Source organism: Pararobbsia alpina (genome assembly GCF_965118125.1).
Lineage (GTDB): Bacteria > Pseudomonadota > Gammaproteobacteria > Burkholderiales > Burkholderiaceae > Pararobbsia > Pararobbsia alpina_A.
The window spans coordinates 2741898-2754000 of the sequence record NZ_OZ221287.1 but is presented as its reverse complement, the minus strand read 5'-3'; the positions used below and the strand labels follow the sequence as shown (position 1 = coordinate 2754000).

11 protein-coding genes are annotated in these 12103 nt (G+C 53.5%); 4 read left to right on the top strand and 7 right to left on the bottom strand.

Annotated features, from left to right (window positions below; translation table 11 throughout):
* Positions 1–231: 231 nt before the first annotated feature.
* Together ACMFWR_RS11940 and ACMFWR_RS11935 are read right to left on the bottom strand one after the other, a co-directional pair.
* Positions 232–591 carry a protocatechuate 3,4-dioxygenase gene (locus ACMFWR_RS11940; protein WP_413191874.1) on the bottom strand — a complete coding sequence of 120 codons (360 nt, stop codon included), beginning with the start codon at positions 589–591 and terminating at the stop codon, positions 232–234.
* A complete protein-coding gene (locus tag ACMFWR_RS11935; RefSeq protein WP_413191873.1) occupies positions 588–1481 on the bottom strand; it encodes a gallate dioxygenase in 894 nt (297 codons plus the stop codon). The genes ACMFWR_RS11940 and ACMFWR_RS11935 overlap by 4 nt, the downstream gene beginning before the upstream one ends.
* 467 nt (positions 1482–1948) lie before the next feature.
* On the opposite strand from ACMFWR_RS11935, the gene ACMFWR_RS11930 reads away from it, so the two are divergent.
* Together ACMFWR_RS11930 and ACMFWR_RS11925 are read left to right on the top strand one after the other, a co-directional pair.
* The gene (locus ACMFWR_RS11930; protein ID WP_413191872.1) at positions 1949–2383 is read left to right on the top strand and encodes a YeeE/YedE family protein; all 435 of its coding nucleotides are present in this window, start codon (positions 1949–1951) and stop codon (positions 2381–2383) included.
* A gap of 1 nt (position 2384) precedes the next feature.
* Positions 2385–2816 carry a DUF6691 family protein gene (locus tag ACMFWR_RS11925; protein ID WP_413191871.1) on the top strand — a complete coding sequence of 144 codons (432 nt, stop codon included), beginning with the start codon at positions 2385–2387 and terminating at the stop codon, positions 2814–2816.
* A gap of 35 nt (positions 2817–2851) precedes the next feature.
* On the opposite strand, the gene ACMFWR_RS11920 is transcribed toward ACMFWR_RS11925, so the two are convergent.
* The gene (locus ACMFWR_RS11920; protein WP_413191870.1) at positions 2852–3907 is read right to left on the bottom strand and encodes a type IV toxin-antitoxin system AbiEi family antitoxin; all 1056 of its coding nucleotides are present in this window, start codon (positions 3905–3907) and stop codon (positions 2852–2854) included.
* Between the two features lie 524 nt (positions 3908–4431).
* Here ACMFWR_RS11920 and ACMFWR_RS11915 point away from each other — a divergent pair.
* Positions 4432–5049 (top strand): TMEM175 family protein, encoded by a 618-nt coding sequence (locus tag ACMFWR_RS11915; RefSeq protein WP_413191869.1) that lies wholly within the window; start codon positions 4432–4434, stop codon positions 5047–5049.
* Between the two features lie 345 nt (positions 5050–5394).
* On the opposite strand, the gene ACMFWR_RS11910 is transcribed toward ACMFWR_RS11915, so the two are convergent.
* The 4 genes from ACMFWR_RS11910 to ACMFWR_RS11895 form a co-directional block, all read right to left on the bottom strand.
* Positions 5395–5985, bottom strand: coding sequence for a hypothetical protein (locus ACMFWR_RS11910; RefSeq protein WP_413191868.1), 591 nt, complete (start codon positions 5983–5985; stop codon positions 5395–5397).
* A gap of 20 nt (positions 5986–6005) precedes the next feature.
* Entirely contained in the window at positions 6006–7247 is a 1242-nt protein-coding gene (locus ACMFWR_RS11905; RefSeq protein WP_413191867.1) for a hypothetical protein, read from the bottom strand.
* 445 nt (positions 7248–7692) lie between these two features.
* Complete coding sequence (locus ACMFWR_RS11900; protein WP_413191866.1) at positions 7693–8010, bottom strand: hypothetical protein; 318 nt, start codon at positions 8008–8010, stop codon at positions 7693–7695.
* A 17-nt stretch (positions 8011–8027) separates the two neighbouring features.
* Entirely contained in the window at positions 8028–8915 is an 888-nt protein-coding gene (locus tag ACMFWR_RS11895; protein ID WP_413191865.1) for a hypothetical protein, read from the bottom strand.
* Positions 8916–10798: 1883 nt separating this feature from the next.
* On the opposite strand from ACMFWR_RS11895, the gene ACMFWR_RS11890 reads away from it, so the two are divergent.
* Positions 10799–11962 carry a porin gene (locus tag ACMFWR_RS11890; RefSeq protein WP_413191864.1) on the top strand — a complete coding sequence of 388 codons (1164 nt, stop codon included), beginning with the start codon at positions 10799–10801 and terminating at the stop codon, positions 11960–11962.
* Positions 11963–12103: the final 141 nt, after the last annotated feature.

Below are 12103 nucleotides of genomic sequence, written 5' to 3'. Positions count from 1 at the left end.
TTGCTCTCTAAAAAGGTTGAGGCGGCGAGGCCGTTACCGGCATGAAGTCGACGCGTGCATTGCTTCGATACGTGTTTAAGGTCGCCATGTGCATGAGGTCAACGCATGCACGCTCGCTTCAAACGAGAAGCCAAGCATTCGAGCCCTTGCGGTCGTCAACGTATCGCAGAGATGTAGGTTCTGGGCATACGGTTGCGTAAGCTGCGTGGTGCAAGACCCACCGCATCGATATCAAGCCGAGGCCGGAACGCGCCTGGTCTTGAGAAAATCCTCAAGCGACTCACCGCGCATCGATGCATAGACCTGAAGATTCGAGACCCTCAGAACCCGCGCAAATTTCTCGAGCACGAAGAATGACACGCCATAGCGAATCAGCCCGAGCCAATCGCGATTGCGAACCAGTGCGCGCTCTTCTTCCGAGAGTTTCATCTGGTCGAACGCGGCTTCAAGATCACGGGTCACGAATTCCCGGAACACGGCCTCACGATGCATCCAGAAGAAACGGTTGAGCCGGATCGCCTTGACGCTCTGGGCCACGTCGAAGACATAAGTGCCTTCGAGTTCTTCGACGCCAATCAGTTGGCGATTCATCGTTGGACCTCTGCCACGGAGGGTTCTGCGCCACGCGTCTCGCCGACGACCTCGATGGGTTCGTACACCGTGACCGCCATGGCCGTCGTCGTCGGAAGATAGTAATTCTGGTGAACACACCGAATGCGCTCGCCAAGCGCGCCTCGCATCGCGAGCCACATGATTTCTTCGACGCTTTCCGCGCCCCCAAGCCGCATGAAATCGACGTGTCGCATCGACGCGAGCTTTTGAGGATCTTCGACGATCAGACGCAGGAACTCGTGGTCCCAATCGGTGTTGTTGAATCCGGTTCGTTCGCCATGAATCTGATGTGAGAGGCCGCCCGTACCGACGACAACCACCGTGAGGTCGTCGTCGGGGAAGGATTCAATCGCGCGACGAACCGCTTGTCCGAGTTTGAAGCATCGACCCGGAGTGGGAAGCGGATGCTGCAAGACATTCACTTCGATCGGCAAAATGGCGCCAGGCCAATTCGGCTCGTGCGGCCACATGAGCGAGAGCGGCGAATTGCAGCCGTGATCGAGAGCACGCTCCTGGAACACCGTCATGTCGAATTCGTCGTTGACGAGGCTATCGACGAGATGGGCAGCGAGCGCGGGATGTCCCTTGATATTCGGAAGAGGGCGTCTGCCTGCGCCTTCGTCCGCCATTTCGAACTCCGGTGACACGCCGATCGCGAACGTCGGGTAGCAATCGAAGAAGAAGCTGTTGGCGTGGTCGTTGTAGAACATGACCATGACGTCGGGGTCGAGCTTCTTCAGCCAGTTCGCGACGGGCACATAGCCCTCGAACAGCGGCGCCCACGCGGGATCGTTCTGGCGTTTGGCATCGTAGGCCGCTCCGATGCTCGGTACGTGCGACGTGCCGATGCCGCCAACAATCTTTGCCATCTCCACTCCTGAAGAATGTATCCGTTGTGTGATGGTAGTTCTGTGGGCAGACGCTGAAAACTGCGATTCGATTAGCGTTAACCACACCTCACTCACGCCTGTGCGCTATGCGGACACGAGACTGCTCGTGGAATCGCTCATTCTGGCTTGGATTTTCGATCTGGCCGCAGTATCCCGCCGATGTGTCGCTGGGTGTGACGGTGCTTGATTCGATCGATTTGAGCCTGACTGCATGCTACGAGTTGCGCCCGGCGCGCAATTTGTATCGCAGACGCGTAGTTTGCGTTTGCGGCAGATGTTCTGATCGGTGTTCGTTGAGAGCGTGGCCGGTGCGCGGTTCCCTGCCATGTGGGTATCGACGCGCCGGGAGGGCAAGACTATGCTCTATGCCCTGGCGGGCCTCGAAGCACTTGTTGTGCTCGCGGTCTTACACGCGTAGTTCCCCAGTCGACGACGGAGCGCTGGTAATGAGCATTGATCTGATTCATTTCACACCCGGGCTCTCGTTGATCGGAGGTCTGATCATCGGCCTAGCGGCGGCAGTTCTTCTCTTGTTCAACGGACGCATTGCGGGAATCAGCGGTGTCGTCGGGAATCTGCTGACTTTCCCGAGTGGCGATATGGCCTGGCGCGTTGCGTTTCTCGTGGGCCTGATCGCGGCACCGGCGGTGCTCGGTGTTTTTCATGTTGCGACGCACGTGCAGCTCGACGCGAGTGGAAGTCAAATCGTGATCGCTGGCTTTTTAGTCGGGATAGGGACGCGATATGCGGGTGGGTGTACGAGTGGACATGGCGTATGCGGTCTGTCTCGCGGCTCGGTACGGTCGGTCGCGGCCACGGCGAGCTTCATGGTGGCCGGGTTTCTGACGGTCTACGTGATTCGGCACCTGCTCGGAGCGTGATATGCAAATTCTGACTGCGTTACTGGCGGGATTACTGTTCGGTGCCGGGTTGATCGTTTCGGGGATGTCGAACCCTGCGAAGGTGCTTGGGTTTCTGGATCTCGCGGGCCGATGGGATCCGTCGTTGTGTTTTGTGATGGTTGGGGCGATCGCTGTTGGTGCTTTCGCGTTTGCTCTGGCTCGACGTCGGCGGCGTAGTTACCTCGGACTTGCGATGCAGGTTCCGACGGCGGCGCGGGTTACTCCGCGATTGGTGCTGGGAAGTGTTGTGTTTGGTGTTGGCTGGGGTATTGCCGGGCTGTGCCCGGGGCCGGCGCTCGTCGCGATCGGAGCGGGGAGCACGAAGGCCGTGGGGTTTGTTGTTGCGATGTTGGTGGGGATGGTTGTTTTTGAGGTTGTTGAGGCGGTTAAGCGGAAGCGGCAGCCGGTTTGATGTGATGTCTGGAAACAGGCCGCTCGGCCGATACCTCAAGTATCTCGGAGGAACTCGTCATAGATGCGCTTTGCCAGCTCGAGGTTGCGCTCGTCGCTCGTACGCATGAGATCTGCGCAGATCAGTAGCGGCGGCACGATCGGTTGCTGGAGATTGGCCTCTGGTTTGTACCAGCCACGCCAAAACGGCTCGATGATTTCGATCTCGCCGTTCGGATCTGCACGAAGACGAGCTTGCTTAACGAGCGCACTTTGATGCTCTGGATCCACGTATAGGGTTACGTCACGTGCCTTCATTTCGCCGGTAAGCACCTCGGCGGCCGGCTCACCGCCAAGGAGTGCGTGATGCTTCGCGAAGTCAAAGTCTCGCCACCACTTTGGATCAGAACTGGTAAATCGCGTCGAGGTGAGCTGGGGGCGCAACATGGATGCATAGTTGGCCATCCATTCTTCCGATGCCTTCCCCCTGTTGGGAAACCAGCGCTTACCGCTGCGAAGCGAAAGAGTTCCGCGCTTCATCAGGTCGTCGATCACCCCCTTGGTTGTACTCACGGCAGCACCAGCGAGGTCAGCAATCCGCTGTAACGTCTGATGGAGCGCTGTGGGGTGGACCAGAAGGACAAAGGTGATTTCAAGGCCGCGACGAAATGTCGCCTTCGATGATGACCGGGTCACGACCCCATGGGGCTTTGGCCGCGACGTAACCATGACCGTGAGGCCAGGCTTCTGGAGATACGCGTTTCCTGCGGTATCCATGAACTCGATGCTGTGACCGATGAGGCTTTCCGCGGTCTTCGTGGAAACGAACGACGCCACGAGGACCGGCCGAGTGTCCTTCATCTCCCGAATCGCAGTGGACGACAGGTAGCGACTCACGAGCGCGCTGCCGTCTGCCATCGGGATGATCACCACTGGGAATGCCACGCCGGCTCCGTCCGGAAGCTCAAGCTGCGTGAATCCGTCGATGTACTCGGGCCAATTTAGCGAGCCGCTGCCCGGCGTCGCGTGGATCGACCGGACTGTTTGCTCGAGGGCGGAGCACGCGCTGTTAAGCGTCTTGCGTTTGAGCGCGGCGGTCGTGCTGGGAGGCATAGGTGGCTCGATTTTCGATGTGGTTCGAATTTACGACGTCATCGAAAATAGGTCAATGGGCGAAAATTATTGCATAAGTCGATGTAATAAAATGATAATTCATTTTTTGTGTCGCGGGATTTTCGACGTTGACGCTGTTTTCGACGTCGTCGAAAGTAGACGGAGTGTCGAAAAGGATGGGGGTGCGACGTTGTGCAAGCCGGGGTCGGGCGTCCGCCGAACCGGTAGCAGCGCGGGTGGCCCGATCTATCAAACAGGTAAATCTACTCGCGGTCGTTCCGGCTCGTTGCGTTCGTCGGCAACGATGCATTGCCGCAATTGCTAATAAGGAGTGGGCGGGTTCGGGCACGTCGGGCCCGGCAACGCAGCATCGCCGTCAAGCGCATAATCGGATCTGCTGAATGATGCCGTCACAGCGTCCCCGGTCGAGCCAACGAAAAAGCTGATTATCCGGAAGTGACGGCGTGCCCCGAACTGCCAGTCGCATTTCTTCCGCCAATCGCAAGGAAAGGACCTAGTGCGCCATGAGCGACTCGGATGCGAACCTTGACCGTTTCAGCGCGCTCTCCGACGGCATCTTCGCCGTCATCATCACAATCATGGTCCTGGCGCTGAAGATTCCCGCACGGAACGATGCAAGTGCGCTGCTCGAACTTTGGCCAGACCTAGTTAGCTACGTTGTCAGTTACGCATTCATCGCGGTTGTGTGGTTGAACCATCATCATGTGTTCAAGCATGCGACCTCGCTCACGGGTTTGTTAGCGTGGTCCAACTTCGCGAATCTGTTCTGGATCTCGTTTATTCCTTTTACGACTGCTTGGCTGGCGTCGAGCAGGGTCGCGAGTGTGCCGTTGACGGCTTATGCGGCCGTTTTTCTACTGGTCGAGATCACGTACATGGTGCTTATGTATGAGAGTTTTCGGCAGGGTCCATCTGACGATAGAGCGACTCTTCGTCAGCGGAGGATGCAGTGGCTCAGAGCGTGGATCATGACGGGAGTGTTTGCGTTTGCAGCGGTCGCCGTCTTTCTTCCTGCTTTGATACGGATGATTTTGCTGGGGGCGTTTTTAGTGCTTCACACGCAACCAGAGTTGCTGCCGAAATCCAGTGACTCAAGAGATAGTATGTCCGAGGAGCGATGAATTGCGGATCGGGCTGCTGACCGCAAACACCATTCGGCGACAATTCGCCCCGCTTAAGAGCATTTGAGCGTTTGTCCCTCAGTTAGGAAGACTAATGCTCAATTTAGACATTCCTCAGCAGGGGATTCGTTCTCTCATCCGATTCGCAAACGCCTCCTTCGGTAGAGACCGCGAATCGGACCGGTTTTTAACTGGTAATAGCGTCGATTTTAAATAATTTTCCTGATGACGCGCAATCCGACGCTCGCGTCTACCGTATTTCGAGCACCGCAGGCACGTCGAGCACACACAAATATTTACAACTGCGACCCACGAAGTCGTCCAATCGCTTTTCTACCGACCAGCTTAAGGTACTGGAGAGATTTTTAATGGTTCGCCGGTCGCATTTATCGCGAGACGATCCTGCAAGGTAGTCTCGAGGACTGCATAGCAGTTCGAGTTCTGTTCCATCCGGGTGCCTGCGTTCTGACGATTTTCGCAAACGAGGCCATGTACCCGAACAAGCGCGGCAAACGAAGAAGGAGGTGCTTGATAGAGTAGCACAAGTGCTCCGGAGTCCAACTGGGACAAGGGTATGTTTTGATCACCGAGGAAAAAATATAACCACACCGCAACATTGCTTTCGCCGACAGGCAGCCGCGTGGACAGTTTTTCGAATGATATTGCCTCACCCTTTCTAATCACATTAATTGCCACATATTTACCGATAAATTCATCTTTGTTTGGTAAGCGCCAACCAAACTTACCCGCACCCTCTCCGGGAAGTTCTAAGTCGCTCGGCGATATTCGATGATTAATTTTGACATCGTGGCTCGCAACATAGTTAACTGGATGGTTCCGGGGTAATATAGCAAACGATGCAATCGACAAAATGACGGCAAGAGCAATGGCAAATGAAATTGCTTGTCTCCAATAAATATAAACAAGAACTCTCATTTGATGTGTTAGATAAAGAGCTATTTGTGTTTTAAGGGAACATTAATCGATTCGCCGAGCACGGAAATTCTGTGTAAAGTATTCCAAAGTTCGCGCTCACTGTCGGTGTCCGAGGGTAGGTCAAAATGCAGATCGTCTAAAAGGTCAAACCGAAAAAGATCTATGCTTGTACGCATAATCGCGGCAAAAGAGCGATAGTGTGACACTGCAACTCGGTACCAGCCGTAGGACATGAGTGCAGCCGTTATTGTGGTGATGCAAAAGGCGATAGGATTAGTAGCAATCCAAATCAAAATAATAACCCAAATCATGCCCCAAATTCCTGTCAAAACCGAGCATGCAATTAGAAAGTCAAGTTGCATTTTAGATCCAGTCAGCACAGGTCCAAAATTGACGTCCTTTTGTAGTGCGCGTTGCATTTTCGGCCAAAATGTCTCCATATTTATATTATATTTTTGATTTGCATAGGCGGAGATTGTATTTGCAATATTGCCCATCGCAGTAGGAGCAAATGTTCTCTCGCCGAAACAAAATTGCATCTGATTTGTAATGCGAATGCTTTCTAGGTGAGTGAATTGAACGGTATCCTCTATTATCGACCATAAAGAGTTGTATTTACTATCGAGCAAAAAAAGTCCATCGTTATTCGGCAAATCGGCGTTATTGAATCTCAAGTCATCTATCATTTTATTAAAACATTCTTCCAGTAAGTTTTTTGAGACCCATGCATTTTTTCTCCATGCTTTTTCAAGTTTTGTAACGGCAAGAAATCCTTCCGAGTTAGCAGAAAAAGCGTTTGTATTGTGCCTCATGCCGACGGTCCGGAAATCCCTCAAGGCGTGCTGCCATTCCTTCCAGCGGGGCCGATTGGTTGAAAGTCTTGTTTCAAACCAAGCTCGGAGGCGGTCTACTTCTGTTATGCGATCTCGCAAAGATTCGTATTTTCTGGCTTGCGTAGGCGTGTAAAAACCAGCTAACCACTGAGGCCAGCGGCCTTCGAGAATCGATTGAAGCGCCGGAATAAGAGCGGAAAACATATAGGCGGCTATGGCAACCAGACCTAGCGCGCACCCAATCACAAATAAAGACGAAGCGAGTTTTGGATTTTCAAGTAATGATGTGACGTATTCGGCAAAAACTCTGTTCAATAAAAAGCACATTAACCCATTGGATGCCCAAAACGCAAGCATCGGAAAAAAGATCGATACTACAAACTGTGCTGAAATGAGACGCTGCAGATTCGTCAGTAACGAGTCTAGCATGGTTACTCACCTTACAGGGTAAGGGCATTTTGGACATATTTCTGGATATGGATATGTCTGAGGGTGAGGTGTCAGTGGGTTCGAGCAAAGTTTTCGTGCCGCCAATTCAACGGTTTCGACAACATCAAGAATCGACGCTTTTGCAGTGATGGTCGATAATGCTGAAGGATCCAGGTAATGTCGTTCGCTAGAAATGCCGATCGCCTGGTCAGTTACGATGGTTCGAAGAAACGATTCCACTTCTGCTGAAGACGTGACGCCTTGAGATTCTAAGGATAAAGAGGGGTCTTCAACGGAGCGCGTGGTAAGTCTTTTTAAGCTGTCAAAAACGATACGTGTGGCTTGTGTGTGTGTCAGCATCGCGTGCCTCAAATGCAAGTCGTATGTAATTCATGTGAAATCGTGCGGCAGTAGTTGAAACCTAATGATTCCGTGGGCGAGTTCGTTACGCGGCGAGAGTAAGAAGTTTCGTTACCACGCCAATGACTTTACCTACGTCGGAGATTACGCTTGCAATTTCATTGACATCATGAGTTGCATCGTCTGCTGTTGATGTTGCATCCGTCAGCGCACTCACGGCGTTGTCGTATTCAATTGCATCGTTGTCTAAATCCAATGCTATTGCTTGATTGCTAAGGTTTGTTAGTTGAATCTGTTGCGTGGTTAAGGTTCGGCTATCCGATCCCGTCGTATCGGTCGCTAGATTATTAACGCGAGAGGCCAGGCCAGTGAGCATTTCGGCCACCTCATGATTATCTGACATGGTTGCGCCTTTTTATTTCATTTCGTTGGAAGTGAGGTATAAAACGACTTTAAGTCTTGGGCTGACTGCACGAACGATTTCAAGTTGGCAATACTCAAATCGTCTGAATTAACGCTGTTAAGGAGATCGGTATTTGCTGCTGGCAACTTATCGGCTGCTTGCTGAAGTTTGGTTATTGCAACACGAATGTTATCAAATGTGGTTAGCTGTTGCGCCGTTTGAGTGTCGAAATTGAATCGTTGCTCTGTATATTGCGTGAATTCTTTGCGTGCTTCGTTGGCATATGCAAGGTAATTGGACTCAAGTCCGTCAATGTATTGAAGGAAGTTGGGCGTTTCTCGCTTAATGCTTCCACTTATCTGTTCCAGCGCCGGCTGTCCGAGTTTGAGCACCTGAATTAAGGCTTCCTTCCGCTTGGCGTAAGTGGCCCATTGGCCTACCCCGTCAGCAAGTGTAGCTGCTGCGTTTCCTTCATCAGTTGTAACGCTAGGAACCGTTTTGCTAAATGTATTAAGACTTGCGGCCAGCGAGGTCGCAGCTTTGTCAATGTCTGCAGTGCTCCCACTTCCAGCCAATGCAACCAGCGCTTTAGCGTATCTGTCAACAACGTCAAAGCTTTTCGAAAGCTTTTCCATGTAATCGTAGATCGGCACTACTTCCTTTCCCTCTTTATTTACGCTCATTGAGGGATGAAATGTCGTTGGAGTCAGGCGTCCTTCTGGGGCACTTACGATCATGTTCTGCAAAACACCCGTGCGGACCTGTTGGAAGGTCGTGGTAGCGCTCTCATCGATTGCTGCAGTGCTGTCGCTGAACGAAGAAAACTTGCCGCTGGGAATTGTTGTGCAGCCGACGAGAAAAGTTGATAGTGAAAGTGCAACCACCGTTTTTTTTATTGAATTCATTTTATTACTTTCGCTTGAAAGGTAGACGAAATGTGAATGCTGGAGCTTGCATCGACTTCTCGTTACCAACGATAGAGCATCAATGCCTTCAATTCCAGCACTAAAAGATCGGATGGGGTTTGTCCGTACGCATTTTCTGAAAGAGACGGCGCGTTAGTTGGGGCATTAGTAATTTGAGGTGATAATTGTTTGCGGGCTAATTGTATTGTTGTGAAACTTCGATCGACCATTTGAAAGCCTTGGATAACTGCCCGTGACTGTGCGGAGGCACACATACGGCGTTGAATTGAGAGTTCAAAGTGCATCCACCTTTACACTAGGGCGTATGAAGGTGGACCGCATGAGGTTGGACTGCCAACTAATTTCGATTATCAGATTGACATGGGAACGGGTATGTCCCGCGCGTGTGATACGTGCCTGGGTTGCTCGTAGTATTTACTTCTCACGCCTTCTGATGCTTTTGGTATTGGCAACCGGACCGATGTTCGGTTGTGGGTCGGTGAGCTATAAACAAATTATCGTTCGTGATCAGACACGTACGTGGCAAACGCAGTACTCGCTACCACCTGATTTTATAGTTGCTCGAGTGAAGGTTGCGTTAGAGGCAGCGCCGCTGTCGCTCGTCGTGTCGCAGATATCCGATACTGAGTTAAGTACAGACCTATTGTTTTCGGGGCGTTACGAGGGTATTTGGCCATTTGGTTCGCATTGGGAAAGTGATCTTAAGGTAACAATCCTAGTGCAGAGGTTGTCCGGTGATTCGAAGACGCGAGTGAGCTTGCAAGCCGTGCATCAAGAAAGGCCCAATGGCTATTGGCCGTGGCAGGACGCCGAGGAGTATGGTGTCGCGCAACCGCAATTCGAAAGGCTACAGCGAATCATAAAAACGTCAATCGAGAAGGGGTGATTTTGCCATGACTACGGAAAAGGTTACGTCAATCATGAGTTTGATGGTTGTCGGGTGTTTTGTTTTTACGAGTTCTTTGGTTGTTATCGCGCCCGTTTTAACGGGGAAGCCGACCGCGGAGTACACGGAGCATCTAAAAACTTATTGGTCGCTTTATTCGGGAATTATCGGATTGATTGTTGGATTTTATTTTGGAAAGCGTAACCGATAGCGATCGCGTGGTGACGAAGTAGCAGTGAGCGCGATCGGCAGGTTTGTTCCGAATGGAGACTGAGCATTTTCACCATCAAGTGCCAGTTTCAAGGCGACGATAGATAGCGAAGGGCGGGCTGAATCCCGAGCTACGAGCAATGCCATTCTTGCGCGCACCTTTGTTTGCGCGTCGATGACGGGAAAGGACGCGGCGCGCCAGAGGCGGCCGCTTCCATCGACGAGCAAATCCCATCACCAAACCGTCACGCCCACCCCTGTCCCCGCCAAGCAACACTCCAATCCCAACCCCTCCCGAGCAAAACGCCTCAAAAAACATGCGCCACGGGCGTGTCTTAACCGGTTGCACCTTGCCAGACGGGCTTCTGGCAGGGCCTTGCCGAAAACAGTGCGCGTTCATTCGTACTCACGCGGTTCGTCGATGCGCGTTTAGCGAAGAAATTAGTATTTACCCTAATCCTTACTGCTCATCAGGCCTCCTACGATTCAGTTCACCAGAGGTCGGTAACACGCGACGGCGACCGGTTTTCAACCTGTAAACCGCGTGTCATTTCGGCCGATGGACATGCTCGCGTCGTAGGGGAGGGTCCGCACTTAAAAGGGCCTGACGGTGGCGGGTGCAACTCGGACGTTTTCGGGGTAGCCGGGTTGAACCGAGGCAGGACGGGTAGGCAGCAGTCAGACCAATCAGGCGTGCGCTCGATCGCGCGTTGAAATGCGGCTGCGCGAGCATGGCGAAAAACAGAATAACTTGGAGGTTGGTTTCATGAAAAAGTCGCTCCTTGCGCTAGCGATCGGGCTCGCCGCCGCCGCTGGCTCAGCGTATGCGCAAAATAGCGTGACGCTGTACGGCGTGCTCGATGAAGGTGTGACGTATGTGAACAATGTGGTCGGCTCCGACGGACAGGGCCACACACTTTGGGCCATGCAAAGCGGCGTCGTTCAAGGCAGTCGCTGGGGCCTTAAAGGCAGCGAAGATCTCGGCGGCGGACTCAAGACGATCTTCCAGCTCGAAAGCGGCTTCGACCTCAATAGCGGCAGCAGCCTCCAACATTCCCGTTTGTTCGGCCGTCAGGCCTATATCGGCCTGAGCGCGGCAAACTGGGGCACGGTGACATTCGGTCGCCAGTACGATTCGGTCGTCGACTTTGTTCAGCCGACGACGATGAACGGCTACTGGGGCGCGATGTTCTCCCATGCGGGCGATATCGATAACAGCGACAACGGCTTCCGCGTCGATAACGCGGTCAAGTACACGAGCCCGAGTATCTCCGGTCTGCAGTTCGGCGGCATGTATGCGTTCGGCGGAGTCGCCGGCAGCTTCGGTCAGGACAGCACGGTCACGGCGGGCGCGAGCTACTCCAACGGCCCGGTTTATCTTGGCGTCGCGTATCTGTACGCGAAGAACCCGGTCGCGCAGTTCAACGACGGCAACTGGTCGTCGTTTGGCGGCGATCCGTTCTTTGGCCTGCTCGGCAATACGGCCACGTCGCCGTCGAATATGCAGGTGATCGGTGGTGGCGGCACGTATCAGTTCGGCCCGGCGTTGCTCGGTGCGGACTACACGAATTCGCGCTACGACGACACGATCGGCGGCGCGACCGCGCGGTTCGACAACTATGAACTGTGGGGGCAATACCAGCTGACGCCGGCTGCCACGCTCGCCGCCGGCTACACCTACACGCGCGTGCATCAGGACGCTGTGTATGGCGATGCGGTGCCGAAGTACGGCCAGGTCAATTTCATGGCCGATTACTCGCTGTCCAAGCGCACGGACGTGTACTTCCAGGGTGTCTGGCAGCGCGCGTACTCGTCGGATCCGTTGACGGGGCAGCCGTTGCCGGCTTCGATCTACACGGGCTTCCCGGGTCAGCCGTCGTCGACGAACAATCAGGTGTCGGCTCGAGTGGGGATTCGGACGAAGTTCTAAGCAACGGGTAGTTTCGCGCGGCAAGCCTGAGCACCCGCGCGAGCGAAACTCGAAGCGGCGCTCACTGGCATCGGGAGACGCGGACAGCGCCACGGGAAGAACGCCCCGTGAAGGCGTTTCGGGTAGCGTGTAACCGACTTG